This is a genomic window from Hyphomonas pacifica (genome assembly GCF_000682675.1).
Taxonomy (GTDB): domain Bacteria; phylum Pseudomonadota; class Alphaproteobacteria; order Caulobacterales; family Hyphomonadaceae; genus Hyphomonas; species Hyphomonas pacifica.
Genome location: NZ_AWFA01000016.1, coordinates 15,487 through 40,172 on the forward strand (window position 1 = coordinate 15,487; position 24,686 = coordinate 40,172).

28 protein-coding genes are annotated in these 24,686 nt (G+C 62.2%); 21 read left to right on the forward strand and 7 right to left on the reverse strand.

Annotated features, from left to right (window positions below):
- The first annotated feature begins 428 nt into the window (after positions 1 to 428).
- The 4 genes from HY2_RS06755 (at position 429) to HY2_RS06770 (ending at position 6,206) form a co-directional block, all read left to right on the forward strand.
- On the forward strand, positions 429 to 1,625 hold the full coding sequence (locus HY2_RS06755; RefSeq protein WP_034825995.1) for a hypothetical protein: 1,197 nt from the start codon (positions 429 to 431) through the stop codon (positions 1,623 to 1,625).
- Between the two features lie 126 nt (positions 1,626 to 1,751).
- A complete protein-coding gene (locus HY2_RS06760) occupies positions 1,752 to 3,809 on the forward strand; it encodes a ParB/RepB/Spo0J family partition protein (RefSeq protein WP_034825998.1) in 2,058 nt (685 codons plus the stop codon).
- Between the two features lie 97 nt (positions 3,810 to 3,906).
- Entirely contained in the window at positions 3,907 to 4,947 is a 1,041-nt protein-coding gene (locus HY2_RS06765) for a DUF7146 domain-containing protein (protein ID WP_034826000.1), read from the forward strand.
- A 320-nt stretch (positions 4,948 to 5,267) separates the two neighbouring features.
- On the forward strand, positions 5,268 to 6,206 hold the full coding sequence (locus tag HY2_RS06770) for a DUF2493 domain-containing protein (RefSeq protein WP_034826002.1): 939 nt from the start codon (positions 5,268 to 5,270) through the stop codon (positions 6,204 to 6,206).
- Positions 6,207 to 6,322: 116 nt separating this feature from the next.
- On the opposite strand, the gene HY2_RS06775 is transcribed toward HY2_RS06770, so the two are convergent.
- Both HY2_RS06775 and HY2_RS17460 read right to left on the reverse strand, forming a co-directional pair.
- Entirely contained in the window at positions 6,323 to 7,639 is a 1,317-nt protein-coding gene (locus tag HY2_RS06775; RefSeq protein WP_081814968.1) for a DUF4062 domain-containing protein, read from the reverse strand.
- Between the two features lie 400 nt (positions 7,640 to 8,039).
- Positions 8,040 to 8,276 carry a hypothetical protein gene (locus tag HY2_RS17460; protein ID WP_034826006.1) on the reverse strand — a complete coding sequence of 79 codons (237 nt, stop codon included), beginning with the start codon at positions 8,274 to 8,276 and terminating at the stop codon, positions 8,040 to 8,042.
- Here HY2_RS17460 and HY2_RS06785 point away from each other — a divergent pair.
- On the forward strand, positions 8,275 to 8,607 hold the full coding sequence (locus HY2_RS06785; protein ID WP_034826015.1) for a DUF736 domain-containing protein: 333 nt from the start codon (positions 8,275 to 8,277) through the stop codon (positions 8,605 to 8,607). The two genes, HY2_RS17460 and HY2_RS06785, sit on opposite strands and share 2 nt — an antisense overlap.
- Before the next feature lie 65 nt (positions 8,608 to 8,672).
- Here the strand turns inward: HY2_RS06785 and HY2_RS06790 are convergent, their stop codons facing one another.
- On the reverse strand, positions 8,673 to 9,590 hold the full coding sequence (locus HY2_RS06790) for a hypothetical protein (RefSeq protein WP_146617179.1): 918 nt from the start codon (positions 9,588 to 9,590) through the stop codon (positions 8,673 to 8,675).
- A 45-nt stretch (positions 9,591 to 9,635) separates the two neighbouring features.
- Entirely contained in the window at positions 9,636 to 9,857 is a 222-nt protein-coding gene (locus HY2_RS06795; RefSeq protein WP_034826019.1) for a helix-turn-helix domain-containing protein, read from the reverse strand.
- A gap of 173 nt (positions 9,858 to 10,030) precedes the next feature.
- On the opposite strand from HY2_RS06795, the gene HY2_RS06800 reads away from it, so the two are divergent.
- A complete protein-coding gene (locus HY2_RS06800; RefSeq protein ID WP_051594808.1) occupies positions 10,031 to 10,306 on the forward strand; it encodes a DNA -binding domain-containing protein in 276 nt (91 codons plus the stop codon).
- Positions 10,307 to 10,391: 85 nt separating this feature from the next.
- Here HY2_RS06800 and HY2_RS17465 read toward each other — a convergent pair whose 3' ends face one another.
- Complete coding sequence (locus tag HY2_RS17465; RefSeq protein ID WP_162173279.1) at positions 10,392 to 10,532, reverse strand: hypothetical protein; 141 nt, start codon at positions 10,530 to 10,532, stop codon at positions 10,392 to 10,394.
- On the opposite strand from HY2_RS17465, the gene HY2_RS17855 reads away from it, so the two are divergent.
- Together HY2_RS17855 and HY2_RS06805 are read left to right on the forward strand one after the other, a co-directional pair.
- Positions 10,491 to 10,748, forward strand: a complete 258-nt coding sequence (locus tag HY2_RS17855) for a transcriptional regulator domain-containing protein (protein ID WP_420809816.1) — start codon at positions 10,491 to 10,493, stop codon at positions 10,746 to 10,748. The two genes, HY2_RS17465 and HY2_RS17855, sit on opposite strands and share 42 nt — an antisense overlap.
- Entirely contained in the window at positions 10,666 to 11,151 is a 486-nt protein-coding gene (locus tag HY2_RS06805) for a DUF2285 domain-containing protein (protein WP_051594809.1), read from the forward strand. The genes HY2_RS17855 and HY2_RS06805 overlap by 83 nt, the downstream gene beginning before the upstream one ends.
- An 18-nt stretch (positions 11,152 to 11,169) precedes the next feature.
- Here the strand turns inward: HY2_RS06805 and HY2_RS06810 are convergent, their stop codons facing one another.
- Positions 11,170 to 11,553, reverse strand: coding sequence for a hypothetical protein (locus HY2_RS06810; protein WP_051594810.1), 384 nt, complete (start codon positions 11,551 to 11,553; stop codon positions 11,170 to 11,172).
- 213 nt (positions 11,554 to 11,766) lie between these two features.
- On the opposite strand from HY2_RS06810, the gene HY2_RS06815 reads away from it, so the two are divergent.
- The 8 genes from HY2_RS06815 (at position 11,767) to HY2_RS06850 (ending at position 18,664) form a co-directional block, all read left to right on the forward strand.
- Positions 11,767 to 12,051: a helix-turn-helix transcriptional regulator gene (locus tag HY2_RS06815; RefSeq protein ID WP_034766571.1), complete on the forward strand. Its 285-nt coding sequence runs from the start codon at positions 11,767 to 11,769 to the stop codon at positions 12,049 to 12,051.
- Entirely contained in the window at positions 12,048 to 12,554 is a 507-nt protein-coding gene (locus HY2_RS06820) for a DUF2840 domain-containing protein (RefSeq protein ID WP_034826021.1), read from the forward strand. The genes HY2_RS06815 and HY2_RS06820 overlap by 4 nt, the downstream gene beginning before the upstream one ends.
- Positions 12,551 to 13,129 (forward strand): S26 family signal peptidase, encoded by a 579-nt coding sequence (locus HY2_RS06825; RefSeq protein WP_034826022.1) that lies wholly within the window; start codon positions 12,551 to 12,553, stop codon positions 13,127 to 13,129. The genes HY2_RS06820 and HY2_RS06825 overlap by 4 nt, the downstream gene beginning before the upstream one ends.
- A 13-nt stretch (positions 13,130 to 13,142) precedes the next feature.
- Positions 13,143 to 13,490 (forward strand): DUF736 domain-containing protein, encoded by a 348-nt coding sequence (locus tag HY2_RS06830; RefSeq protein ID WP_034826023.1) that lies wholly within the window; start codon positions 13,143 to 13,145, stop codon positions 13,488 to 13,490.
- The gene (locus HY2_RS06835; protein WP_051594811.1) at positions 13,477 to 14,196 is read left to right on the forward strand and encodes a lytic transglycosylase domain-containing protein; all 720 of its coding nucleotides are present in this window, start codon (positions 13,477 to 13,479) and stop codon (positions 14,194 to 14,196) included. Before HY2_RS06830 ends, HY2_RS06835 begins: the two co-directional genes overlap by 14 nt.
- 247 nt (positions 14,197 to 14,443) lie before the next feature.
- Complete coding sequence (locus HY2_RS06840) at positions 14,444 to 16,201, forward strand: relaxase/mobilization nuclease domain-containing protein (RefSeq protein ID WP_034826024.1); 1,758 nt, start codon at positions 14,444 to 14,446, stop codon at positions 16,199 to 16,201.
- A 22-nt stretch (positions 16,202 to 16,223) separates the two neighbouring features.
- Positions 16,224 to 18,233, forward strand: a complete 2,010-nt coding sequence (locus HY2_RS06845) for a conjugal transfer protein TraG (protein WP_034826026.1) — start codon at positions 16,224 to 16,226, stop codon at positions 18,231 to 18,233.
- An 8-nt stretch (positions 18,234 to 18,241) separates the two neighbouring features.
- Positions 18,242 to 18,664: a ribbon-helix-helix domain-containing protein gene (locus tag HY2_RS06850; protein WP_034826027.1), complete on the forward strand. Its 423-nt coding sequence runs from the start codon at positions 18,242 to 18,244 to the stop codon at positions 18,662 to 18,664.
- 29 nt (positions 18,665 to 18,693) lie between these two features.
- Here the strand turns inward: HY2_RS06850 and HY2_RS06855 are convergent, their stop codons facing one another.
- Positions 18,694 to 19,581 (reverse strand): hypothetical protein, encoded by an 888-nt coding sequence (locus tag HY2_RS06855; RefSeq protein ID WP_034826028.1) that lies wholly within the window; start codon positions 19,579 to 19,581, stop codon positions 18,694 to 18,696.
- A gap of 330 nt (positions 19,582 to 19,911) precedes the next feature.
- Here HY2_RS06855 and trbB point away from each other — a divergent pair, with 330 nt between their 5' ends.
- From trbB to trbJ, 5 genes are read left to right on the forward strand one after another with little or no spacing between them, the layout of a single operon-like run.
- Positions 19,912 to 20,895 (forward strand): P-type conjugative transfer ATPase TrbB, encoded by a 984-nt coding sequence (gene trbB, locus HY2_RS06860; RefSeq protein WP_034826029.1) that lies wholly within the window; start codon positions 19,912 to 19,914, stop codon positions 20,893 to 20,895.
- A complete protein-coding gene (locus HY2_RS06865) occupies positions 20,892 to 21,221 on the forward strand; it encodes a TrbC/VirB2 family type IV secretion system protein (protein ID WP_051594812.1) in 330 nt (109 codons plus the stop codon). Before trbB ends, HY2_RS06865 begins: the two co-directional genes overlap by 4 nt.
- A complete protein-coding gene (locus HY2_RS06870) occupies positions 21,221 to 21,490 on the forward strand; it encodes a VirB3 family type IV secretion system protein (protein WP_034826030.1) in 270 nt (89 codons plus the stop codon). The genes HY2_RS06865 and HY2_RS06870 overlap by 1 nt, the downstream gene beginning before the upstream one ends.
- Before the next feature lie 3 nt (positions 21,491 to 21,493).
- On the forward strand, positions 21,494 to 23,953 hold the full coding sequence (trbE, locus tag HY2_RS06875; RefSeq protein ID WP_034826031.1) for a conjugal transfer protein TrbE: 2,460 nt from the start codon (positions 21,494 to 21,496) through the stop codon (positions 23,951 to 23,953).
- Positions 23,946 to 24,686 carry a P-type conjugative transfer protein TrbJ gene (gene trbJ / locus HY2_RS06880; protein WP_034826036.1) on the forward strand — a complete coding sequence of 247 codons (741 nt, stop codon included), beginning with the start codon at positions 23,946 to 23,948 and terminating at the stop codon, positions 24,684 to 24,686. The genes trbE and trbJ overlap by 8 nt, the downstream gene beginning before the upstream one ends.

The window sequence follows — 24,686 nt, forward strand, 5'->3', positions numbered from 1 at the left end:
GGTTTCGTATCGAGTTAGCAATCTGGTCGGGCGGCCTTCGAGTAGCCCGCTGGTCCTGCATGCAGGCGAGAATAGTGAGTTGAGGTCACGTCGGCGGCATGACGAACCCTCTGCGCCTAGCGACAAAAGCATGGGAAATCTCACAGGCTGGACGAAGCATCGTCCCGCCCGCTTCGATCACTTCACGGTGAAGCTTTCACCCCCGGCTGATCGGGAACCAACGAGCCGCTGATTGGAAGTGTGGAAAACAACCAAGATGATGGGGAGGGGAAGGCCTTCCCCTGCGTCCGAGCCCAGGTCTCGGCCGACCCCTTCTGCGAGGAGACCCCGCAACGCCCCCAGAGAGTGAGAGTTCGGCGGCTTTCGCCGTGACGGGTTTGAAGGTCGAGAGAGAGGCTTTCGGCCGGCCCGCCCACGGAGATTGACCCATGACGAACCTTGAAATCCTGGACGGCCGACGCGACGCGAGCGGCGGCTACAAAGTCGATATCTCGCGCGGAGAGCGGATTGGCCGCGTCTCCTCGGAATGGTTTTCGCGGCCGGATGACGAGCGCTATCTGTCCCTGTCGGAGCTCTACGCGTCGGTAAAGAGCCGCGCCGAGCGCAGCCGCACGCGGACGGTCGAGAGCGCGGCGATCCGCGTCGAAGCCCATCGCGACGATCCGGAAAACCTGGCGCTCATCCTGCCCGACGCCGACGCACCGGCCGCGCCGACCCATTGGAGCTTCGGTCAGCTTGCAAGTCTGGTCAACGCGCCGGCGGCCTATCTGCGCCAGCTCCCGGCGCCGCTTGCGGGCATCAACCTGCAATACGGGCTCACCTCGCACCGAGCCGAGCAGATCAAGACGCTGGAAACCGAGGATGGGCGCACGGAGCTGCGCGCCGTCACCGGCCCGGATTATGGCCGCATCTACGACCACGAACTCGTGGCGGCCGTGCAGAAGATCGCGGGGAACGGAACTGGCGATACGCGCTGGAAAGTACCCGGCACGCTCGACTGGTCGAGCGGTGTCTACAACCCGATGGTCGACATCACCAAGGATACGACCACGCTCTACGCCTCCGACCGGGACGTCTTCCTCTTCCTGGTCGACGACATGAATCCGATCGAGGCGGGCAAGCTGCCCGACGGATCTCCCGATCTCTATTTCCGGGGCTTCTATTGCTGGAACTCGGAGGTCGGCGCGAAGACGCTCGGCATCGCCAGTTTCTATCTGCGCGCCGTCTGCCAGAACCGCAATCTCTGGGGCGTTGAGGACTTCCAGGAAATCAGCATCCGGCATTCCAAATACGCCGCCAACCGCTTCGCACACGAGGCGGCGCCGGCACTGACCCGCTTCGCAGATTCCTCGCCACGACCCTTCGTCGAAGGCATTCGAGCAGCGCGCGAGCGGATCGTCGCGCGCAGTGACGACGACCGCACCGACTTCCTCCGCAAGCGGGGCTTCTCCAAGGCGGAGACGGCCAGGATCGTCGAGACAGTCCTCGCAGAGGAAGGCCGCCCGCCCGAGTCCGTGTTCGATTTCGTGCAGGGCATCACCGCCGTCGCCCGGTCGAAGCCGCAGCAGGACGCCCGGCTCGAAATGGAGGGCAAGGCGAAGAAACTATTGGAGCGCGTGGCGTAGCCGCAACCGGCGCTCCGCCTTTCCGGTCCGTCGCTTCCTCAAGAGGAAGAGGCGGGCCGGGTTCTTGGTGACGGGTTTGGAGGTCGAGAGAGAGGCTTTCGGCCAGCCCGCCCACGGAGAACTGACATGACCAAGTCTCAGAAAATCACCCTCAGCGCCTCGCGCGACATCCCTTTCAACAAGCTGGTGCTGAGCCAGTCCAATGTCCGGCGCATCAAGGCTGGCGTCTCGATCGAGGAACTGGCCGAAGACATCGCCCGGCGCACACTTCTGTCCTCGATCACCGTCCGGCCGGTGCTGGATGAGGATGACGCTGAAACCGGCATGTTCGAGATCCCGGCCGGCGGACGCCGCTACCGGGCGCTCGAACTTCTGGTCAAGCAGAAGCGCCTGAACCGCACAGCGCCCGTGCCGTGCATCGTGCGCACGGACGGTCTCGCAGAAGAGGACAGCCTCGCCGAGAATGTTCAGCGTGCGCCGCTCCATCCGCTCGACCAGTTCCGCGCCTTCCAGGCGATGCGCGAGAAAGGCAAGAGCGAGGAAGAAATCGCGGCGGCCTTCTTTGTCTCGGCGAATGTCGTCAAGCAGCGGCTTAAGCTCGCCGCCGTCGCGCCGTCGCTTCTCGACGCCTACGCCGAGGAGGAACTGACCCTCGACCAGCTCATGGCCTTCACTGTCAATCCCGACCACGAGCGCCAGGAACAGGTCTGGGAGTCGATCAAACGGACTTACGCGAAACAGCCCTATGAGATCCGCCGCATGCTGACCGAAGGCTCCGTGCGCGCCTCCGACCGGCGGGCGCAGTTCGTCGGGCTGGGCGCCTATGAGGCGGCCGGCGGCGCCATCCTTCGCGATCTCTTCCAGTCCGATGATGGCGGCTGGCTACAGGATGCGGGCCTGATTGCGAAACTCGTCGATGAAAAGCTCGAAACAGAGGCACAAGCGATTCGCGCCGAGGGCTGGAAATGGATCGAGATCGGCACGGACTTTCCCTACGGCCATACCTATGGTCTGCGCCGGATCATCGGCGAGACCGAGCCGATGAGCGAGGACGAGATCGCGAGCTTCCACGCGCTGAAGGCCGAATACGACAAGCTCGAAGACGAGTACGCCGACGCTGAGGAGTTCCCGGAAGAGATCGACAGTCGGCTCGGCGAGATCGAAACGGCGATGGAAGCCTTGCAGGAGCGGCCCGTCCGCTTCGAGCCGGACGAAATCGCCATGGCGGGCGTCTTCGTTAGCATCGGTCATGACGGCCGCCTGCGCGCCGAACGTGGTTATGTCCGCCCCGAGGATGAACCTGCGGTCGAATCCGACGGACAGGACGAGGTCGATGGGATCGACTCCTCCGCCGAGGAGGACGTCGACGACGCTACTCCCCCCGACGCCAGCGACGAGGCGGAAGAGGAAGACGATGGCCTCAAGCCGCTCTCCGACCGCCTCGTCATGGAATTGACGGCGCATCGCACGCTCGCCCTTCGCGACGCGCTCGCCAACAATCCGCAGACGGCGTTCCTCGCCGCCCTGCACGCGATGACGCTCCGGCTCTTCTATCACTATCCGCTGGATAGCTGCGTCGAGGTCACCCCGCACAGCGCCGGTTTCGGCGCCCAGGCGCCGGGCCTTGGCGACACGGCTTACGCGCTCAGCATCGACGATCGCACGACGAGCTGGCTAGGGGCGCTGCCGAAAGCGCCTGAGGATCTGTGGGAGGCGCTGGTCGGGTTCGACAACGATAGCCGCGAGGCGCTGTTCGCGCATTGCGTCGCCATGACCGTCAACGCCGTCCAGGAACCGTACAACCGCCGTCCGCGGGCGCTCGCCCATGCCGACGTGCTGGCGGCGGCGCTCGGGCTCGACATGGCGGCGGCGGGCTGGGCGCCGACCAGCGAGAGCTATCTCGCTCGCGTCACCAAGGCCCGCATTCTGGAGGCCGTGCGCGAGGCGAAGGGCGCGGAAGCATCCGACCGCATCGCCGGCCTCAAGAAACCGGACATGGTCGCGGCGGCCGAAGAGCTTCTCGAAGGGACCGGTTGGTTGCCCGAAGTGCTGCGCATGCTGGCTCTCCCTGAAAGCGAAGCGCAATCGGCGGATAACGGCGGCGAAACGGCCATGGGCGATTCCTCCGCCATCACCGATGATGAACCTGTCACCGGCAACGCCTTCGCCACTGCGGCCGAGTGACCGGGAGCCAAGCCCCCCAACGGCTCCCGCAGCCGCCCCTGGAGCCCGCCCAATGTGGCGGGCTCCTTCTTTTTTTGCTCTCAGCATGGAGGCGCAAATGAACAGCGCTGCATCCGAAATCGCACGACGGCTCGGCCGCGAGGCGGAGGCTGTCTGCCGCCATTACCTCTCCAACGGCCGCAAGCAGGGCCGGTACTGGATCGTCGGCGACATCGAGAACACGTCCGGTCGCAGCCTCTATGTTCGCCTGACGGGACCAGCCCACGGTCCGGGCGCCGCCGGGAAATGGACAGACGCCGCCACGGGCGAACATGGCGACCTGCTAGATCTCATCGCCGGCGCCCGGCAACTTCGCACCTTCGGCGAGACGCTTGATGAGGCGCGGCTGTTCCTGAGCCTCCCACGACCTGAACCGCCAACTCGCGAACGCGTGGTTGCCTCCACCGGATCGCCGGAGGCTGCACGGCGCCTCTTCGCCATGGGAAGACCGCTCGGTGGAACGCTCGCCGAGCGCTATCTTCATCGACGCGGTCTTTCCGGGCTTGGCGACGCGCCAGCGCTGCGATTTCATTCGTGCTGCTACTATTGGCGAAAAGGTCAGCCGAAAGACACCCCACCGGAGACCTGGCCCGCATTGCTCGCCAAGGTCACGGACGGGAACGGCAATCTCACCGGCGTTCACCGCACATGGCTCGATCCGGCGACGGCTCGCAAGGCGCCCCTCGATCCATCACGCAAGGCGATGGGGAACCTCCTCGGCCATGGCGTGCGGATCGGAGCCGCGAGCGACATTCTCGCCGTCGGCGAAGGGCTGGAAAGCACGCTCTCCGTGCGCATGGCCTTGCCCAACATGCCCGTTATATCCGCGTTGTCGGCCAATCATCTCGCCGCGCTGATCCTGCCGACCGGGCTTCAACGTCTCTACATCGCCGCCGACAACGACGAGGCAGGCGCAATGGCAACCGCTAATCTGACCGAACGTACAGGAGCCGCCGGTATCGAGACGATCCGGCTTATTTCTCTTGGCGGCGACTTCAACGAAGACCTCCGCAAGCTCGGACGGGACGACCTAAGAACGCATCTGGGTCATCAACTGGTCGAGCCTGATCTATCGCGGTTGCTTTCTGACGAACACTGAGCGGCTGAGCAGACCCGTCACTGGTCTGGTCGCCATCGTCAGATCACCTCCCAATTCGAGAGCCTCGCCTTCGGCCTTCCGAGAGGAGCGAGACGGAGCGGAGACTGACCGGGCCGGCAACGGCTGCGGCGGCGCTCTTTTCCGCCGCCGGGCGTAAAGGCCCGGCTTTGCATCGCGAAACAAGAGAGCGCCGCCTCCGCCGTCCTCCGCCTCTGGCTCCGGCCGCCGTGACCGGCGGTGCAGGCCCGGCCAGCCCCCGCTTTCCCGTCGCTCAGGAAGGCCGCGAGAGGCGCGGCCCACGCCGAACAGGAGACGATCCCATGACCGCCGAGACCACCGAACCAATGGCCAGCTCCGCAACCGCGGCCGTACTCGAAGAATTGCAGCTCTATGGCTATCGGCCTTTCGCCGACGAACCCGACCCGAGACCCTTGCCCGAAGCCGACGCCCTCCAGGGTGCGATAGCCGATATCTTCGACGCACTCGCCGCCACGCTAGAAGACACGCGTCTCGAACCGGATGTCGAAGACCTGCTCTGGTCCGTGACCAACCTGTTTCATCGCACAGCGGCCCGCGTCGACCGCGACCTGGACGACAACGAGCAGGCCCAGAAACGCTCGCAGCGCGAACAGGACGGGTCGGAAGTGCGCTCCGTCGAACTCGAAGCCCTGACGGCGCAGGGCGTCACGCTGATCGAACGGCGCAACGCTTACGAGCTCATGCGCGATATCGCCGCCGATTACTTCGAGACCCATATCGGCCAGACCTGGCGTCCACACTCGGGATCACGGATCAGTCACCGCACGCTAACGGCGGCCATGATCGACAGCCGCGACTATCTCTCGGCGAAGCGACGCGCGGAGATCGAACCACTCCTGCCGACCGGACCACGGGTCGCGTTTTCCGGCGGGCTCGACATCACCGACCATCGGGCGATCTGGGATGCGCTGGACCGGGTAAAGGCCAAACACGCCGACATGGTGCTCCTGCATGGCGGCTCGCCCAAAGGCGCCGAGAAGATCGCCGCGTGCTGGGCTGACGCACGCAAATGCCAGCAGATCGTCTTCAAGCCTGATTGGAAACGCCACGGCAAGGCCGCACCGTTCAAGCGCAACGACGCACTCTTGGAGGCAATGCCCATCGGGCTCATCCTTTTCCCGGGCTCGGGGATCACCGATAATCTGGCGGACAAGGCTCGCAAGATCGGTGTCCCGCTTTTCGATTTCAGGTCTCCGAGCAACACAACGCAGATAGCGTGATGTTCAGGATGCATCACCCGATGCGCGCGCTGGGAGGTTCCGGCGCGCTGCTTCCCGCTATACTAAAACCGTCATAGCTCCTCTTCTCAGATAGGTGGCGTTTGCAAAATATCCGCTCACCAATCGCCTGTCTTGTGCCCTGTGCTAGTATGTTTTTTCCAAAGGTATTCGCTGGCCGAGCTTTCGATGCCGCTGAGGTTAAGCTTATCTAGTAGCAGGCGGCCATCAATGGGATCGATTACTGGTGCCACGTAGACTCCTTTGATTTCAAGGTTTCGCTTACTCATAAGGTTCACGCTATTCGCGTCACGCATCGAGTGACCGATGACGATCGGCCGAGAGGTTTTCAGTACGTTTTCAACCTTAGCCCAGAATGATGCATCGTTTCGCGCACGATCCGCGTCTGCAGGGCTCAGTACAAGTGTCTCTGGACGGTCAATTGACCCATCAATCTTGAAGATTGTTACCGCACGCGTCGCGTCATCTTTCACGTCATCGCCAGGCGTCCGCACTATGTAAGTGATATCAAGCATATCGCAGGCAAGTTCGAAAAGACGGTCATAGTTCGTGGTTAGGATAACAGGAAATCGCTGCACCGCTGCCACATGGGCCGGCGTCGGCTCGATAGGTAGTGGCGGATTGAGGAGTTCATTGACGATGCTGATGCTTCGAGTCCGTCCAAGCGTTGTCTCGGCCACATCAAACAACTGAGCTAAGGTATGATGTGACGTCTGGTCTGGATCAAGCCCCAGAGCCTGACCGATGACACCCGCCAACGCATTGGCACTTGGGTACCCAGCGCTAAGCGACAATCCCGCGCCAGCGAACAGTACCTCAGGCGGAGTGGAGACATCCGTAGAAGGCTTTGGCGGCGGGGTTTCGATAGCGTAGTTGGTTGGTGGTGCAGTTGCGGTCTTCGAGACACGGGTTTCTACTGCGGTACGCAAGTATGTGCCGGTTAGCACGTCGAGCAGCGACCGGAACACCTTGTCCTTAAGATCTGATGCGAGATTAAACTCACTGCGAAACACACCATCTTTCCAATCCGCGATTTCTTTGCGAAACTTATCCCTGAGTAGGGCATCAGCGCTGGTTGAATCAGCCCCATACTTGAGCTTCTTGAAGAAGGGCAGTATCGGTATACCCTCATGACGGGCAATGTCGATTTCAAGATGGGTGACAGATTTGCCTTGGTCGGCGCCGTAACCCTCCTGCGGGATCCAACCATATCGTTCACCCTGAATCAGGATGCAGATCAGGGAAGTACGAATTTCCGGCTCTAAGACATCCCAACTCTTTCCGCCATTCGGAAGGATGCCCTCCGCATTCACTGGCTCAAAGTTCAGGCTGTTAATTGCCTCAACTACGGCTTCTCGCTCGTTGGCAAGATCATCCATTGTACTACTTATGAATACTCGAATTTTTGCAGGCATACAGGTCCCCCATCCATTTTCTATAACATATCTTTGAAACCACCCGTCTTTGAAGTTGTGTGCAGCTAGGAGTTGGCGTGCTGGGCAACTGTCAATGAGAATTGAGCTGGATTCACGAGCGCTGCAATAGCCGCCTACTTTGCGTTGACAGAGAGTGCACTGAGTTCGCTAGATAGTACGATGCGGCTGAATTCGTGAGCTGACAGTAGTGAATCGATTGTGTCCCTTTCGTAGGGCGGTTGATCGTAGTCTTGTCATTCGTTCCTCTCGTATTTTTTCCTTCTTCTCCCGACCCGATGCGAGAGACCATCGCTCAACAAATGTCGCCGACGTCTAATGGTGCTCACTGGCGGTTTTCGGCATTCTCCTCACCCTCATCACCCACGCCCGACACGGCCTCTCATGGACTGATCTGGCCGGGATCGGCTGACGCCTCGACCGCCTTGGCCGCAACGGCGGAGCCGAACTTTCTTCCCTTGGTCTGCGCCCATTCCTCGCGGACCAAGAAACTCCGTCTCCGCCGTCCTTCGCATGCGCTGCGGGTTCTTCGGACTGCGTCGGCGGTCGTCCCGGCCTCGTCGATCTCCATCGAGGCCGCGACGGGCGCGGGCTCGAAAGCCAAAAGGAGAACTGACATGGCCACCATCGGAACCTTCAAGAAGTCCGCCAACGAGTACGTCGGCGAAATCGTCACCCTCAGCGTTCAGGCGAAGAATGTACGGATCATCCCGGAAGAGGAACGCGCGAACGACAAGGCCCCCTCCCACCGCGTCGTCGTCGGGAGCGCAGAGATCGGAGCCGCCTGGTCCAAGCGCTCGAACGAAGGCCGCGACTATCTAAGCCTCAAGCTCGACGATCCCAGCTTCACCGCGCCGATCTACGCCAACCTCTTCGACGATACCGTCGTGGAGGGCGAAGAGAGCTTCAGCCTCATCTGGTCGCGGTCCCGTCGCCAGAACGGCGACTGACGCCTCCCACAGCTCCGCCCGGCAAAAAACCGGGGGGGCTGCCCACCTTCTTCACGCAGGCCGCGTTAAGCAAACCGTAGCGGATCATGTATCGTTGCCGGATGATAATGTCCGACAATGCATTCGGCCGGAAGATTCTGTGTCAAACTCAACGCCGAACCAGCGCCGGGGCTGAACGCGTGTGCTTCCAACTCATCCACCAGCTCGCAAAAGAGGTACTCAAGGATAGAGCCCCCGAACTCTTCAAGTGTGCCTGATTGGATCATGATCATTGGTATATCGCATACGAACATTGTCGGACTGCCGATCCCTGTCAGCACCTTCTTGGTTTCCAAGGAACTCGCTACGCGGATGCCTAGGCAATACAGATACTCGCTGCCATAGGTTAGATAGTGCCCGGCGCCGCCAGCCCTGCTGAATAGCTCTTCCTCTCGGGCACAGTAATACAATCGCCCCTCGCGACCTCCGGCAGGATCGCGCGCATCGATTTCATCAATGGCGTCTTGAAGGCGCTGTTCTGTTACGTATTTGAACTGACCGTTCAAAAAGATCGAGCGGGCACGATCCTCGACTTCGGCGGCGTTCAAGACCTTCAATCCATTGTGATAGAACTGAGCCAGGTCATTCGTTCTGGTGGCATGGCCCGCCCGAAAAGCCCGGTACTCCTCCCGCAACCGGTCGGCAGTAAGCGCCTTGATGTCGGTGATCTCGCCCGTCACATCGTTGATCAGGTTGTCCAGCCAGGAAAGATCATCGGAGACGACGTACTCGGGCGGATGGCGGACAAATTCAGCCTTCACCTCTTCGGTGATGAAATCGCCAAGCATGCGCCAGATACGGTCGCGCCACGTTTCAACGAGCGGATAGCTGAACACATCATGGGGCGGCAGCGGGCGCTCAGAAAGACTGGCGGCTATTTCCCGGCTCTCATAACCTGGCAACATACTACCGGGAACCAACCCGGACCGTGGATATGTGCTCATTGTATCGCTCCCCTCATCAACCTTTGGGACAGCAAGAACGATACTTCAGTCCTCTTCCCGTTCGTCATCCAGAAGCGCCATTGGCTTTACATCAAGCGCGAGCGCGGCGTGCCAAAGAGTGATGATGGTCACATTCTGCTGACCGCGTTCCATCGCGCTCACATGGGCGCGATCAACACCCATTTTCGCCGCAAGCGCTTCCTGACTGATGCCTGATTTGAGCCGGTAGTGCTTGAGATTCTTACCAAAAACGTCACGGATATCCATCCGCTAGAAAGTTGCGGATCGCGTATTTTAATGCGACGTATTATAATACGCGGAACCTGAGTCGACTCGTCAGTTCCGTCGCGGTCGGCTTCGAAGATTTCAACCGGCCGGCGCTTGCGCGCTTCATGGTTTCCAGTTCATTAATAGCGAGCGCCAGCCCCGCAAGGACACAGATGCCAGCCACCCAGCTCACGATCGCCGATGCCCCGCCGAATGAAGCGGCGCTGACTGTCTATGACCGTGATCACATCAAGCTTTACATGCAGCTCCTCGACGCGAATGACGCAGGGGCATCGCTGGAAGAGGTGTCGTCGATTCTACTCGGTATCGATGCGAAGGCAGAGCCGGAACGTGCTCGTCAGGTTCATGACAGCCACCTGTCCCGTGCACGCTGGATGACCGAGCAAGGCTACCGCGACCTTCTCAAGAACGGACTTCCGACTGGCTAAACGTATACCGATGCATGGCGCGCATCACACGATGCCTGCGGCCATACTATGCAACTTCTGATTTACAGCGAAACATCCCAACCAACTAACGCCGCTCCACATTTCGGCGCGTGATTGGGAGGAGTTCGCCATGCCAACCGACTGGCGCGACGATCACCAATACGATCATTTCGATGATCTCGGCATCTCCGGACTCGCCTGGGAATGCCTTCGACGAAACCTGCACTATCGCAAGGACTATAACCTGATGCGGGAGGGCGGCAGCGCTCCAGCCGACTGGGGGTTGCGATTTCCTTGCAGATCCAAAACTAAATGCGCTCAACGCACCAATCTACTGGCTCCCATCCGCAGCGCCTGCGGTGGTCCAACTCATCGCCGTTCTGCCGGACATCGGCTTGACCGCATCCATTCCCCCCGAAAGCATTGCGGACCGCAAGATTGACGCTGAAGGACTGTCATGGGTTCGGCTGAAGGAAGAAGTCAATCTTGTCGGGGAGCAGGTCGGAGATCGACCCGTTGGCCTCCTGCTTCCGCTCGATGGAGACTGGCCCATTCGCCTAGCAGCTGCCGATCGGCTGTATCGCCAACTCATCAATGGCAATGCCGATCCGCCGATCACACGACAGCGACGTGAACGCCTGAAACGCGCTCTGCGGACAATCGACGGACGCCAGAGTGGCGCCAGCTATCGCGCCGTCGCTACTGTTTTCTTTGGCGCCGATCGCGTCGCCGCCGAACCATGGAAGACGAGTTCGCTCAAGGCGCAAATTGCGCGTCTCGCCGCCTACGGCCGGACGATGATTGATCGCGGTTACAGGGATTTGCTTAGAGGCCCAACCCGCTGAGAGTGGAATGCCGGACTATTAATCACGTTGTTCTCTCCGGGATGCAGGCATGCGAGCAGGCGCTGTTCTCCATTTCTTCGATCCGCGTTCACCTCGCACAACGGGCTCGCCGTTCTTACTCATCGTGCGGATCGTATCTGGATCGACATTGCGATATTTTCCGCTGTCGTCCCAAGACCAAACAAACTCGACGTCGTCTTTCGCATAGATCCATTTTTTCGCACCAAGAGCGATAAAACTATACAAGTGTCCGTCGACCTGGAAGGCGTGACGGTGCCATGCACGCGTGTTTCCGCCTTTACTGGGAGGTCGATAAGGTTCGATCAAACGTGCACTGTAGCTCTCGATTTTCGTCGGGCCAATTCGATGCTGCCCTTCCTTCAAAAGGCTCTCTCCCTTCATTCAAACGTCCACAATCTCGTCCGCCTCCCAAAATAGCAGCACGAAGTCGAGCAGTTCCATGGGCAATTTTGCTGCATTATTTGGACATACTCCAGGGGTGACGTTTTCGCCGCGGGCTGATCGTCATCCCTCCCGGCCGCGTTTCTCCGCTTTTCTCGTCTCCGACAGTCCCGCGCATCCCGCAGCGGGAGGACCTAACCGGAGACGCGACCCATGCCCGATCCAAATGCCGGACTTCCTCCGCGCTATCTGAGAACGCCCGAAGCGGCTCGCTTTCTTGGCCTGTCGGGCCGAACGCTCGAAAAACACCGCACCTACGGCACGGGGCCGCGCTACTCGAAGATCGGCGGGCGTGTCGTCTACGCGATCGAGGATCTGCAAGCCTGGGTTAGCCGGGGAGAGAAGAACTCGACCTCAGATGACACCGGCGATGAGGTGTTGCCCGCCAAGCGACATGCAGCGATCTCACCCGCCTATGCACGGAAAGCCCGCTCATGAGCGGCGGCGCCACCGTCGAGCTCGTCTGGATCAAGAAGCAGATCGAGCACTGGATTCGCTTCGGCCGGCTCGCACGGACAACGATTCAGAGCCGCAGTCGCAGCACAGTCAATTTTGATCCCGGCGCCGTGTTCGCTTTCATCCGCTGGCAGGCGAACGACTTTGGCACGGCGCAAAGCCGGATCGACATCCTGCGCGCGCCCGGACTGGGTGAACCCTATGCGACCGTGCCGCATGTCACGCCGGGCGGCGACAGTCTGCTGCGCCTGTCGGGCTGGCCCAAGGTTGAACGGGTTCTTCAGATCGTCGATGCGATCGAAGCGCTCCGCATCGACCCGGCTGACGCCGCGCCGGACTATTGGCGCCACGTTCACAACAGGCTGTCCGCAGGCTTGGAGCCGCGCGTCTACACAGCCGCTCAGCATCGCGCCTGGCTCCTGCGCCAAACGTTTCCGCCCGTCCCAAAGACACAGCCCACCACATCGGCGGGGAGCGCGTCATGACCCGGTTCGGCTACGTCATGACAACCTATTTCTCCGTGCTCGCGATCGGCGGACTGGCCTTCGTTCATGTGAGCCCTAAGCTGATCTGGAACGCGTCCGCGAGCGCACCGATCGGACTCTACGACGTCGTATCGGACGACGATCTTGTCGTCGGCGATCTGGTCGTTGTCGATCCTCCGAAGTCACTTGCGATCTATCTCGATGAGCGCGGCTATCTGCCCGAAGGCGTACCGCTCCTCAAGCACATCGCGGCGCTTCCCGGACAGCGTGTCTGCCGCGACGGCGCCGCTGTCGCTATCGATGACATCACCTTGGCGCAGGCCCAGCCGAGCGACCGCTTCGGACGCGACCTGCCGGTTTGGCAGGGCTGCCATATCGTCGCCGAGACAGAACTCTTCCTCCTGAATCCCAGCCATCCCGACAGTCTCGACGGTCGCTATTTCGGCGCGCTCCCCGCTGACGCCGTGATCGGACGCGCCGTCCCGATCCTCACCGATGAAGACGGCGACGGCCACTATGTCTGGCGCGCCGATGACGACGCCGACGCTCCCGAAAATTCTTCCGACCACAAATGAAAGGAACTGCCCCATGGCTCAGATCGGCCAATTCACCCGCATGGAATCTGGCTTCACCGGACGCCTTCATACGCTCATTCTCTACCGAGAACTCACGCTCGTTCCTGCAACGCCGTCAGACAGCGAAAACGCGCCCGACTATCGCATCCATCACGGCGATGATGATGGGCCGGAGATCGGCGCCGGCTGGAAACGCACCGGCGAAAAGGCTGGCGAATACATCTCCTTGCAGATCGACGACCCGACCTTTGCGCTTCCGATCCGCGCCAATCTCTTCAAGACGGATGCGGAAGACGAGCATTGGGCGCTCCATTGGAACCGCCCCGCAAAGCGTTCCGAGAAGCGTGATGAGCCCCGCTAAGCCGTTTCGACACTGCGCGTTGGTTGCAAGGCTCGCCCTCTGCGGTCTGTTCCAAGGCGTTGTCATCTCTGACGTCGCCTATGCAGAGACCGCGCCTCTAAAGGCATCGAAAAGCAGCCGTTCCTATGCAGCCTATATCACCGAAGCCTCGCAGCGCTTCGGCATTCCGGAGCACTGGCTTGTCGCCATCATGCGCGCGGAAAGCGCCGGGGCTGCACGGGCGGAAAGCGCGAAAGGCGCGATGGGGCTGATGCAGATCATGCCCGACACCTGGGAGGAACTGCGCGCGCGTTACGGTCTGGGGCGCGATCCGTTCGATCCGCGCGACAACATTCTCGCCGGCGCCGCTTATCTGCGCGAACTGCATGACCGCTTCGGATCGCCGGGCTTTCTCGCCGCCTACAATGCGGGACCGACACGCTACGCCGAGCATCTAGCTACAGGCCGACCGTTGCCCCGAGAAACCCGCGATTATGTGGCGACGCTGATGCCGCTCCTCAGCGCGTCGGTTGCAGCAGAACGGCGAGAGCAGAGCGCAATTCTGACCGTGGATTGGCGCACGGCGCCACTCTTCGCTGCGCATAATGATCGACAATCGGCTGCTGACGAAACGCACCCAGGCAGCGGCACCGACGTTTATCCTCCGCACACATCGGGCGCCTCCGACAGCCTTTTCCCGCCACATGGAACCGGGGATCAGCGATGATCCCGCTGATCGCACTCTCGCGCAGTCAGTCGCGCGATGGCGTGCTTCCGGGGGGAAGGACGGAGACGGAAGGCGCAACAACAACGGGAGGGCGAGATAAAAGGCGCGGCACCGATGCGCGCTATGTCGTTGTTGTTGTTGGGCATTTCGCCCGCTGCGGTCATGGGCACAGTGCCGCCCCACGGTTCAACCCCTTGTTTTCATGCGGGTTTCACCGTGCCGCGTGCTTTCTGGCGGGCATTTTTTCATGAGCGACCGCGACAATGACATGCGCATCCGGCCCGGCCGCATCCGCAACAAGGGGACAAGCACCCGGAAGGCGCAAAGCTTCGTCGGCCAGGTCATGGGCGCCGCCCGCAAGGCCGGACACACTGGATATAAGCTGAACGGTTCGAAGGGCCGCGGGCGCGGCTCACAATTCGGCCGCGGTCGTTTCGCCGGCGCAGCGCGCGGCCTGTCACGCACCCAGCGGCGCGTCGTCGTCAAGGCGCGGATCGTCCGTCATCATGGCGCACGTTTCCGTTCCGCGCCGCTCACCAAGCACATCGCCTATCTCAAACGCGAGGGCGTGACTCGCGACGGCCGCGATGCGGGCATGTTTGGCGCCGAAGCAGACAGCGTTGACGATCGCGCCTTCGCCGGGCGGTGCGAAGATGACCGGCATCATTTCCGCTTCATCGTCTCACCCGAAGATGCCGACCGCCTCGAAGACCTGCGCGCCTTCACGCGCGACCTGATGAATGAGGCCGAGCGCGATCTCGGCACCAAGCTCGACTGGATCGGCGTCGATCACTGGAACACCGACAATCCCCATGTCCATGTGCTGGTGCGCGGCCGTGCCGACGATGGAAAAGACCTCGTCATCGCGCGTGACTATATCAGCCGGGGTCTCCGCGATCGCGCCGAGCAACTGGTCGAATTGGAGCTCGGCCCACGCACGGAGCGGGAGATCGCAGCCGGGCTTCAGACGGAAGTAACCGCCGAGCGCTGGACCGGTCTCGACCGCGCGCTGCAAGGGCTTGCCGACGACGGCGCCGGCGTTGCCGATCTGCGTCCGGGGTCGCCGGAGCCGCGCGATCCGGAATTGCGCAAATTGCTGATCGGCCGCGCGCAGACGCTGGAACGGCTCGGCCTCGCCGACAGGCTCGCCCCTGCGGTGTGGTCGCTGAAGCCCGGCGCCCAACAGACGTTGCGCGAGCTTTCCATCCGGGGCGACATCATCAAGACCATGCACCGCGCCATGGCGGGCGAACCTGATCGCGCACAAGCGGACTTCGCCATTGAAGACACGCCTCATGCCCCGGTGCTGGGAAGACTCGTCGAACGTGGCCTCTATGACGAGCTGAGCGGTGAAGCCTATGCCGTGATCGACGCGGTGGACGGCCGGGTCCATCATCTGCGCTTCAACGATCTCGACGCCACGGGCGACACGCCCGAAGGCGGCATTGTCGAAACGCGTGTCTGGCGTTCGAACGATGGCGGTGGTCAGCGTATGGCCCTCGTCGGCCGATCCGATCTCAACCTCGAAACCCAGATCGGCGCGAACGGCGCCACCTGGCTCGACCGAGTGCAACTGGCAAAGGAATGCGCGCCGCTCAGCATGGGCGGGTTCGGCGCTGAGGTCCGCGGGGCACTGGACCGGCGTGGCGATCATCTCGTCGCCGAGGGGCTGGCGACCAGGAACGGCCGGCGCATCACCTTCGCCCGCGATCTTCTGAAAACGCTGCGCGACCGAGAACTCGACACGGCGGCGGCGGCTATCGAGGCCGAGACCGGCTTGCCTCGCCGCAAGCCCGCCGACGGCGATCGCATCTCGGGAACCTACCGCCAGCGGCTCGATCTCGCCTCAGGTCGTTTCGCTATGGTCGATAACGGCCTCGGCTTCGAACTCGTCCCGTGGAAGCCCCAGCTCGAACGCCACCTCAGCCAGACCGTGACGGGCACGATGACGCCCGGCGGCGGGATCGACTGGAGCCTCGGCCGCAAGCGCGGGCTCAGCCTTTGAACTATCCCCAGAAGGAAAAGATATGGCGATCAAGACACAGCAAACACAGGCCACCAGGATCCTCTGGGGTCAGATCATCATCGTCTCGCTCGTTGCGGTCGGTTTCGTATGGGCGGCGACGCAGTGGACCGCATGGCGTCTCGGGTTTCAGCCGCAACTCGGCGCGCCGATGACGGACGTCCTCGGCTGGCCTGTCTATCCGCCCTGGAGCTTCTTCGTCTGGTGGTATTTCTACGACGCCTATGCGCCGCGCGTGTTCGTCGAGGGCGCGATCATCGCGGGCAGCGGCGGGATCGCCGCGATCGCTGTTGCGATTTTCCTCTCCGTCCTCCGGGCTCGCGAGGCACGCGACGTGACCACCTACGGTTCAGCCCGATGGGCGGAGCGGAGGCACGTTGAAGCTTCCGGGCTGCTTGCCGCGGACGGCGTCGTGCTCGGCCGCTTCGAAAACCACTACCTCCGCCATGACGGCCCAGAACATGTGCTTTGCTTCGCGCCGACCCGCAGCGGCAAGGGCGTCGGCCTCGTCGTGCCGAGTCTTCTGACCTGGCCTGGTTCGGCAATCGTGCATGACATCAAGGGCGAGAACTGGCAGCTCACGGCCGGATGGCGGGCGCGATTCACCCGCACGATCCTGTTTGATCCGACCGACGCGAAGAGTGCAGCCTACAATCCGCTGCTCGAAGTCCGGCGCGGCGACAGCGAAGTGCGTGACGTCCAGAACGTCGCCGACATCCTCGTCGATCCGGAAGGCCTGCTCGAACGCCGGAACCATTGGGAGAAGACCAGCCATTCGCTGCTAGTCGGCGCGATCCTCCATGTCCTCTATGCCGAGGCCGACAAGACGCTCTCTGGCGTCGCCGCCTTCCTCTCCGATCCAGGCCAACCGATCGAGGCGACGCTTGCGGCGATGATGCGCACCCCGCATCTCGGCGACCGGCCACACCCGGTCGTGGCGCAGGCGGCGCGTGAACTCCTCAACAAGTCGGAGAACGAACGTTCCGGCGTGCTCTCTACGGCGATGAGTTTTCTCGGTCTCTATCGCGATCCCGTCGTCGCCAAGGTCACCAGCCGCTGCGACTGGCGGATCAGGGATCTCGTCTCCGGCGCGCAACCGACCACGCTCTATCTCGTCGTGCCGCCCTCCGATATCAGCCGCACCAAGCCGCTGGTCCGCCTCGTGCTGAACCAGATCGGACGCAGGCTGACAGAGGAGTTGAACGCCAATCGCAAGCGCCATCGCCTGTTGCTCATGCTCGACGAGTTTCCGGCGCTCGGGCGGCTCGATTTCTTCGAGAGCCAACTCGCTTTCATGGCCGGGTATGGGCTCAAGGCATTCCTCATCGCCCAGTCCCTCAATCAGATCGAGAAGGCCTACGGTCAGAACAACGCCATCCTCGACAATTGCCATGTGCGGGTGAGCTTCGCGACGAATGACGAGCGTACCGCCAAGCGCGTGTCCGACGCCCTCGGCACGGCGACCGAGATGCGGGCGATGAAGAACTATGCCGGGCACAGACTGTCACCCTGGCTCGGCCACCTCATGGTCTCCCGGCAGGAGACCGCGCGGCCTTTGCTGACCCCCGGCGAGATCATGCAATTACCGCCGGATGATGAAATCGTGCTCGTCTCCGGCGCGCCGCCGGTCCGGGGCAAAAAGGCGCGCTACTATACCGACCCACAGCTCAAGGCACGCATCCTGTCACCGCCCAAACTGATGGCCGAACCGACCGTATCGAAAGAGTTGCAGGCAGATGATTGGAGTGACCGCGCACCCGTCACCGCGCCAAAGCCAAGTAAGAGGGCCTCCAGCGATGCGGGCGAAGATGCAGACGGCGGCATTCGCCGTGAGCCGGAACTGCCCGAGCATGAAGACATCGCGCCGGAGCCGGCACCATCTGCGCGAGAAGAGTTCGCGGCGCTCGACGACGAACCGGATGACGATGCGCAACGCGCCCGCCAGATGCAGGGCCAGTTCCGCAGCATCGCACGGCAGGCCTCGCTCGATCCTGATGACGGCATTGAGCTCTGAGGTCCGCCATGAAGAAAGATCGGCTGAATGTGTATTTCGATCCGTCGCTGTCGCCAGAGCTCGACGCTTTAGCGGCGCGGCGCAAAGTCTCCAAGTCCCAGATCATCGAGGCTGCGCTCGCCTCCTATCTCTCACCTGATACCGCCGATCAGCGCGAGGCTGCCATCACTCGGCGCCTTGACCGGCTGACCCGCGCTGTCGAGCGCCTTGAGCGGGACGTGACTATTGGCAACGAAGCGGTCGCGCTATTCGTCCGGTTCTGGCTTACCACGACGCCGCCGCTGCCAGATACGATGCGTGAGGCGGCGCAGGCGAAAGGCCGGGAGCGCTATGAAGGCTTTGTGGAGACGCTCGGCCGGCGGCTCGCAAAGGGGAGCGCGCTCGCGACGGAATTATCACAGGATGTCGGGGGTGTTCACTCTGAAAAATGATGTCACGGGAAAGGGAGCGCGAGCACCCTCTAGTCCGTGGTAACCGCGACAAGCTGACTGCCTGCCGCCCATGTTTCAACGCCGACCGCTGCAAACACCGCATCGTTTTCAGTTTTGGCTGTCCGGCGAAGGTCCTCCAGACGTAGATTACGCGCTCGCACCATTTGCTGAGGGGTGCGACCAATCTGCTCGGACTGAACCTGCGTTAGAATTCGGTCAAAATCAGTCGACGATTCTTCAATTGGTGCGCGCCAGATATCCCGACGTTGGCTGAAGCTATCGAAAACTCGCTTAAGCGCAGTGGAGATCAACTCTTCCCGTTCCTTCATCTCCACCTGAAGATTGCGCGCAATTTCCTCAATGCGCGACTCCTCCACTCGTTTCGGCGTCGAACACACATAGACGCGTGAGGTGTCATAGATCACCTTGTGCAGTCCGTCTGATTCGCCTTGCGCACGTAGCTTCGTATCGATTTCGGACGGCTTTATCAGGAGCGAGTTGTCCAAGACTTCGTTGCTCTGAAAGGCGGTCGCATAGCGATCCCAATCAGCAAAACGGGGCGCTACATAATGGACTTCAGCGCCGGCACGCTCAGCCTTTAATAGGAGGTCATACTGCCCGTCTTCCTCCGCCGTATCGACTTCGAACCGCCAGAACGGCTTCTCTATGGCGGGTGCGGGCTTCGATGTGTCGCTTCGTCGAAACTGCTTGAGCTCTTGCCCGAGCTTGAACTGAATGAGAAGAGCTACGCCCGGCCGGTCAAAATGCACGTCGCATCCGATCTCAGCCTCATGCAACAGGCTTGGTAGAAAAGGCACTGGGCGGAGGCCTATGGACTCCAGATGAGCTTGGACTTCTCTGGTAATCCCATAGCCGTAGGAGAACTCAGACAGGCGTTGCCGCAAATCAAGAGGCATAGTTACCCACTCTATCTATCATCTTCATTGCCCCTTTCTGACGCGACCAAGGCGATGGTGACAAGTATCCTGAACTGAGCTCCCAGTAACATCTCCGAAGGCGATTCAGATATCAAAACCCATACTTTTCTGATCGTGCCGAAAGTGACCTTTCTAAGAGACTATTTGCTGAAAGTCGGTTTCTTCCTGGTAAGCCAACCCCTGCCATCCTTGGTGTCCACGCATTATCCTGCCTTTGCACGCCGTTACGCTACTACGCCTTCAAGGCTGTTGCCGCTGACCAATTAACGGTCTTCTTGATCGACCCCGTAATCCAATGCGGGGCCGCCAATGACCGTCCACACATTCAAATCCGAAGCTCTCGCCCGCAGCACGCGCATGCTCAGGACTGCGCTCGGGGCCGATGTCGCCGCATGGCTCGAAGACCCTACGGTTGTCGAGGTCATGCTCAATCCCGACGGGCGCCTGTGGGTGGATCGGCTGAGCGACGGCCTCGCCGACACCGGCGAAGAGCTTTCCGCCGCTGACGGCGAGCGTATCGTCCGTTTGGTCGCACACCATGTCGGTGCAGAGGTTCATGCTGGCGCTCCGCGTGTGTCCGCGGAGCTGCCGGGAACAGGGGAGCGGTTCGAGGGGCTTCTGCCGCCCGTGGTCGCCGCGCCGGTCTTCGCGATCCGCAAGCCGGCCGTCGCCGTCTTCACGCTCGAAGATTATGTCGGCGCTGGGATCATGCCGGAAACTGCGGCAACGGCCTTGCGCGAAGCCATTGCGGCGCGCGCCAATATCCTCGTCGCCGGCGGCACCTCGACCGGCAAGACCACGCTCACCAATGCCCTGCTGGCGGAAGTCGCCAAATCCTCCGACCGCGTCGTTCTGATCGAGGACACGCGCGAACTCCAATGCCTGACGCCGAACCTGGTCGCGTTGCGAACCAAGGATGGCGTCGCGTCGCTTTCCGATCTCGTTCGCTCCTCGCTCCGCCTGCGGCCTGACCGCATTCCTATCGGCGAGGTGCGTGGGGCAGAGGCGCTCGATCTCCTCAAAGCCTGGGGCACCGGCCACCCCGGCGGGATCGGCACCATCCATGCCGGTTCGGCCCTCGGGGCGCTGCGCCGTCTTGAACAGCTCATCCAGGAAGCCGTCGTCACCGTGCCCCGCGCGATGATCGCCGAGACGATCGACCTGATCGCCGTCCTCTCGGGACGCGGATCGGCGCGCCGGCTTTCCGAACTCGCCCGCGTCGAGGGGCTCAATGCGACCGGCGACTACCAAATCCAACCGCTTTTTCACCCCCGAACAGGAGACCATCCATGACCAAAACCACGATCCTTTTTCCGCGCTGGCCATTCTTCGCGACGGCCCTCGCATTCAGCCTTCTGCTCGTCGCGCCCGCCCATGCGGCGGGCTCGGGCATGCCCTGGGAGGCGCCGCTCCAGTCGATCCTGGAATCTATCGAAGGGCCGGTCGCCAAGATCGTCGCGGTGATCATCATCATCGTAACCGGACTGACCCTCGCCTTTGGTGACACCTCCGGCGGCTTCCGGCGCCTCGTACAGATCGTCTTCGGGCTCTCCATCGCCTTCGCGGCGTCGAGCTTCTTCCTGTCTTTCTTCTCCTTCGGCGGCGGGGCGCTGATCTGATGCGGGACGCGGCCGACATTCCGGGCTTTCACGCGCCCGTTCACCGCGCGCTGGTCGAGCCGATCTTGCTCGGCGGCGCGCCCCGGGCAGTCGCCATCGCCAATGGCACGCTCGCAGCGGCCGTCGGACTTGGGCTCAGGCTCTGGGCGGTCGGGATCGCGCTCTGGCTTGTCGGCCATCTCCTCGCGGTCTGGGCCGCAAAGCGCGACCCCCAGATCGTCGATGTCGCCCGGCGGCATCTCCTTTTTCCAACCTGGTTCGGAGTCTGAGCCATGTTGCGCCTCGCCGAATACCGCTCCAAATCCTCGCTCCTCGCCGACTTCCTGCCTTGGGCGGCGCTCGTCGCGCCCGGCGTTATCCTCAACAAGGACGGCAGTCTGCAACGCACGGCACGGTTTCGGGGACCTGACCTCGACTCCGCGACACCATCAGAGCTCGTCGCCGTATCCGGCCGTCTCAACAGCGCCTTGCGACGGCTCGGGTCGGGTTGGGCGGTGTTCGTCGAGGCGCAACGCCTGCCGGCGCGCGACTATCCGCTCTCGCATTTTCCCGATCCCGTGTCCGCGCTCGTCGATGCGGAGCGGCGCGCTCAGTTCGAGGAGGCATCGAGTCATTTCGAAAGCGGCTACTTCCTGACCTTCGTCTGGATGCCGCCGGCCGACGACGCCAGCCGTGCCGGACGGTGGCTCTATGAGGATGCCCCCGACAAGGGCATCAATCCGCAGGAGCACGTCGCGAGCTTTACGGCGCGGACGGACCGTCTGCTCGATCTCCTCGACGGCTTCATGCCGGAAGCGGCCTGGCTCTCCGACGAGGAAACGCTGACCTATCTGCATTCCACGATCTCGACACGCCGACAGCGTGTGCGGGTTCCGGAAACGCCGATGCACCTCGACGCCCTCCTGGTCGACAACGCCCTTGTCGGCGGTTTGGCGCCGAAGCTAGGCGAAGAACATCTGCGCAACCTCTCCATCATCGGCTTCCCCACGGCTACATGGCCCGGACTGCTGGATGAGCTCAACCGCCAGTCCTTCGAATATCGTTGGGTCACGCGCGCCATCTGTCTCGACAAGACCGATGCGACCAAGCTCCTGACCCGCATCCGGCGGCAGTGGTTCGCCAAGCGCAAATCCATCGCCGCGATCCTGAAAGAGGTGATGACCAACGAAGCTTCAACGCTGCTCGATAGCGACGCGGCGAACAAGGCTGCCGACGCCGATGAGGCCTTGCAGGAACTCGGCGCCGATATGGCCGGCGCCGCCTACATCACCGCTACACTGACCGTCTGGGATGAGGATGAGGCCGTCGCCGATGCCAAGGTGAAGGCGGTCGAAAAGGTCATTCAGGGCCGGGACTTCACTTGCATGCCCGAGACACTGAACGCCATCGAGGCCTGGCTCGGTTCGCTGCCCGGCCATCTCTACGCCAATGTCCGTCAACCGCCGGTCTCGACCCTCAATCTCGTGCACATGATCCCGATCTCAGCGGTCTGGGCAGGACCGCCGCGCAACGATCATCTGGACGGTCCGCCGCTTTTTTACGCGGAGACGGAAGGCTCGACCCCGTTCCGTTTTTCGCCTCATGTCGGCGATGTCGGACACACGCTCGTCGTCGGCCCGACCGGCTCGGGCAAGTCGGTGCTGTTGGCGCTGATGGCATTGCAGTTCCGTCGCTATGCGGGCGCACAGGTCTTCGCCTTCGATTTCGGCGGCTCGATCCGCTGCGCGACCGTCGCCTGTGGCGGAGACTGGCAGGATCTCGCCGGCGCACTGTCCGATGACGAAACGGCCGTCCAGCTTCAGCCGCTTCGCAACATTGACGAGACGAGCGAGCGCGCCTGGGCGCAGGACTGGTTGTCCGGCCTGATCGCCCGTGAAGGCGTCACCGTCGATCCAGTCGCGCGGGACCATCTCTGGTCGGCGCTGACATCGCTCGCCTCGGCGCCCGTCGAAGAACGCACGCTCACGGGACTTTCGGTCCTGTTGCAGTCGACCGAACTCAAACAGGCTTTGGCGCCATTCTGTCTTGGCGGTCCCTTCGGACGTTTGCTCGACGCCGAGTCCGAAGAGCTTGGAACGGCCGATTTCCAGGCCTTCGAAACCGAAGGGCTGATCGGATCGGCCGCGACGCCCGCCGTGCTCGCCTATCTGTTCCATCGGATCGAGGATCGCCTCGACGGACGGCCAAGCCTCATCATCGTCGATGAAGGCTGGTTGGCGCTCGATGACGGCACCTTCGGCGGCCAGCTCCGCGAGTGGCTGAAGACACTGAGGAAGAAGAACGCGTCCGTTCTCTTCGCCACGCAGTCGCTCGCTGATATCGACAACTCTGCCATCGCGCCCGCCATCATCGAGAGCTGCCCGACCCGCATCTTCCTGCCGAACGAACGCGCATTCGAGCCGCAGATCGCAGACATCTACCGCCGCTTCGGTCTCAATGAACGCCAGATCGAGATCGTCGCGCGGGCCATGCCGAAGCGCGACTATTACTGTCAGTCGCGGCGCGGCAATCGGCTCTTCTCGCTCGGTCTCGGTGAGGTCGCGCTCGCCTTCACGGCCGCATCGTCGAAGACCGACCAGGCCGCCATCACCGACATGCTCGCCGAACACGGGCGGGACGGCTTCGCCGCCGCCTGGCTCGCACGGCGCGGCCTCGATTGGGCCGTCGAGCTGCTCGGCCCATCCCATGATCCCGAACCGTCACACCAGACTCAGGAGACGCCCCATGCGTAAGAAACTCGCTGCCCTCATGATTACTGGCGCCATGGCCTTCGCGCCGATGCAGCCTGCCTATGCCCTGTTCGGTTTCGGCGACATCGTGTTCGACCCGTCGAATTATGCCGAGAACGTACTGACGGCCGCACGGACACTCGAACAGATCAACAATCAGATTCAACAACTTCAGAACGAAGCGCAGATGCTGATCAATCAGGCCCGCAATCTCGCAAGCCTGCCATATTCCTCGCTCGCCCAGCTTCAGGCCACCATCGCGCGCACCCAGCACCTCCTGAGCGAGGCCCAGAACATCGCCTATCAGGTCTCCGAGATCGAGACCGCCTTCAACGAACAGTATGGCGAGGCTGCCGCAGCGGGTGATTTCGGAACAATGATCGCCAGCGCCGAAGCGCGCTGGCACAACTCGGTGGCCGGCTACGAAGACGCGCTGAAGGTCCAGGCCGGCGTTGTCGGCAATATCGAACGGACACGTTCTGAACTGAGCAATCTCGTCGCGCAGAGCCAGGGCGCGACCGGCGCCCTGCAGGCGACCCAAGCCGGCAATCAGCTTCTCGCATTGCAAAGCCAGCAGATGACGGATCTTACCGCCGCCGTTGCCGCGCAGAACCGCGCGCAGGCGCTGGATGCGGCCCGACGCGCCTCCGCTGAGGCTCAGGCCCGCGAAAACCTCAATCGCTTCCTCGACTACGGCAGCGGCTACGCGCCGACCACCGTCACCATGTTCCGGTAG

Excerpts from the sequence above, each read along its gene's own strand:
- trbB (WP_034826029.1), top strand. The coding sequence starts at position 19,912 with ATGACCGTCCACACATTCAAATCCGAAGCTCTCGCCCGCAGCACGCGC.
- HY2_RS06850 (WP_034826027.1), top strand. The coding sequence starts at position 18,242 with ATGAAGAAAGATCGGCTGAATGTGTATTTCGATCCGTCGCTGTCGCCA.
- HY2_RS06830 (WP_034826023.1), top strand. The coding sequence starts at position 13,143 with ATGGCTCAGATCGGCCAATTCACCCGCATGGAATCTGGCTTCACCGGA.
- HY2_RS06845 (WP_034826026.1), top strand. The coding sequence starts at position 16,224 with ATGGCGATCAAGACACAGCAAACACAGGCCACCAGGATCCTCTGGGGT.
- HY2_RS06795 (WP_034826019.1), bottom strand. The coding sequence starts at position 9,857 with ATGGATATCCGTGACGTTTTTGGTAAGAATCTCAAGCACTACCGGCTC.
- trbE (WP_034826031.1), top strand. The coding sequence starts at position 21,494 with ATGTTGCGCCTCGCCGAATACCGCTCCAAATCCTCGCTCCTCGCCGAC.
- HY2_RS06825 (WP_034826022.1), top strand. The coding sequence starts at position 12,551 with ATGACCCGGTTCGGCTACGTCATGACAACCTATTTCTCCGTGCTCGCG.
- HY2_RS06800 (WP_051594808.1), top strand. The coding sequence starts at position 10,031 with ATGCCAGCCACCCAGCTCACGATCGCCGATGCCCCGCCGAATGAAGCG.
- trbJ (WP_034826036.1), top strand. The coding sequence starts at position 23,946 with ATGCGTAAGAAACTCGCTGCCCTCATGATTACTGGCGCCATGGCCTTC.
- HY2_RS06865 (WP_051594812.1), top strand. The coding sequence starts at position 20,892 with ATGACCAAAACCACGATCCTTTTTCCGCGCTGGCCATTCTTCGCGACG.
- HY2_RS06815 (WP_034766571.1), top strand. The coding sequence starts at position 11,767 with ATGCCCGATCCAAATGCCGGACTTCCTCCGCGCTATCTGAGAACGCCC.
- HY2_RS06810 (WP_051594810.1), bottom strand. The coding sequence starts at position 11,553 with ATGAAGGGAGAGAGCCTTTTGAAGGAAGGGCAGCATCGAATTGGCCCG.
- HY2_RS06790 (WP_146617179.1), bottom strand. The coding sequence starts at position 9,590 with ATGAGCACATATCCACGGTCCGGGTTGGTTCCCGGTAGTATGTTGCCA.
- HY2_RS06775 (WP_081814968.1), bottom strand. The coding sequence starts at position 7,639 with ATGCCTGCAAAAATTCGAGTATTCATAAGTAGTACAATGGATGATCTT.
- HY2_RS06820 (WP_034826021.1), top strand. The coding sequence starts at position 12,048 with ATGAGCGGCGGCGCCACCGTCGAGCTCGTCTGGATCAAGAAGCAGATC.
- HY2_RS06765 (WP_034826000.1), top strand. The coding sequence starts at position 3,907 with ATGAACAGCGCTGCATCCGAAATCGCACGACGGCTCGGCCGCGAGGCG.
- HY2_RS06770 (WP_034826002.1), top strand. The coding sequence starts at position 5,268 with ATGACCGCCGAGACCACCGAACCAATGGCCAGCTCCGCAACCGCGGCC.
- HY2_RS17460 (WP_034826006.1), bottom strand. The coding sequence starts at position 8,276 with ATGTCAGTTCTCCTTTTGGCTTTCGAGCCCGCGCCCGTCGCGGCCTCG.
- HY2_RS06855 (WP_034826028.1), bottom strand. The coding sequence starts at position 19,581 with ATGCCTCTTGATTTGCGGCAACGCCTGTCTGAGTTCTCCTACGGCTAT.
- HY2_RS06840 (WP_034826024.1), top strand. The coding sequence starts at position 14,444 with ATGAGCGACCGCGACAATGACATGCGCATCCGGCCCGGCCGCATCCGC.
- HY2_RS06760 (WP_034825998.1), top strand. The coding sequence starts at position 1,752 with ATGACCAAGTCTCAGAAAATCACCCTCAGCGCCTCGCGCGACATCCCT.
- HY2_RS06755 (WP_034825995.1), top strand. The coding sequence starts at position 429 with ATGACGAACCTTGAAATCCTGGACGGCCGACGCGACGCGAGCGGCGGC.
- HY2_RS06785 (WP_034826015.1), top strand. The coding sequence starts at position 8,275 with ATGGCCACCATCGGAACCTTCAAGAAGTCCGCCAACGAGTACGTCGGC.
- HY2_RS06870 (WP_034826030.1), top strand. The coding sequence starts at position 21,221 with ATGCGGGACGCGGCCGACATTCCGGGCTTTCACGCGCCCGTTCACCGC.
- HY2_RS06835 (WP_051594811.1), top strand. The coding sequence starts at position 13,477 with ATGAGCCCCGCTAAGCCGTTTCGACACTGCGCGTTGGTTGCAAGGCTC.